Annotated in this window: 1 rRNA gene; it reads left to right on the top strand. The window is 52.8% G+C overall.

The annotated features are described in order from the left end of the window. Positions 1 to 70: ribosomal RNA gene (locus AAFP30_RS28780) — 16S ribosomal RNA — on the top strand; the annotation flags it as partial. Positions 71 to 555 lie beyond the last annotated feature (485 nt).

The raw sequence follows: 555 nt of genomic DNA, 5'->3' as shown, positions 1-555 counted from the left end.
GGGATCGGCGATTGGGACGAAGTCGTAACAAGGTAGCCGTACCGGAAGGTGCGGCTGGATCACCTCCTTTCTAAGGAGCACACAACATCACGTGTTCGTGTCTTCCGACTGTGAAGACCATGCGTGTGTGTTCGAGGGTGAAACATCAGACAGATCTGGTCGTTGATCAACTGTGGTCAAGTGATCGGGTGGACGTCGGCTGTGAGGCCGGCGTGTGTGTCGCACACTATCGGGGTTCTGAGGGAACACACGTTTTCTCTGATGCCCATGATGTGGTTGATCTGGTGAGGTGCGCTGTGATGGCGTGCTGAGGGTTGATTGCGGGTGGGTGTGTGTTGTTTGAGAAGTGCATAGTGGATGCGAGCATCTTTATTTTTTGTAGTCTTTGGTACTGCAAGTTTTTTGTCGATGAATGTTGTTTGTCTACATTCGCGTCTCGCGCACTGTTGTGTGTGGGGTGTGTTTGTAGGTGTTGTTTGTAAGTGTGTAGGGCGTTCGGTGGATGCCTTGGTACCAGGAGCCGATGAAGGACGTGGGAGGCCGCGATAGTCCTCG

It is taken from the genome of Gordonia sp. CPCC 205515, from assembly GCF_048537925.1.
Classification (GTDB): Bacteria; Actinomycetota; Actinomycetes; order Mycobacteriales; family Mycobacteriaceae; genus Gordonia.
This window is presented reverse-complemented; position numbering and strand designations above follow the sequence as displayed.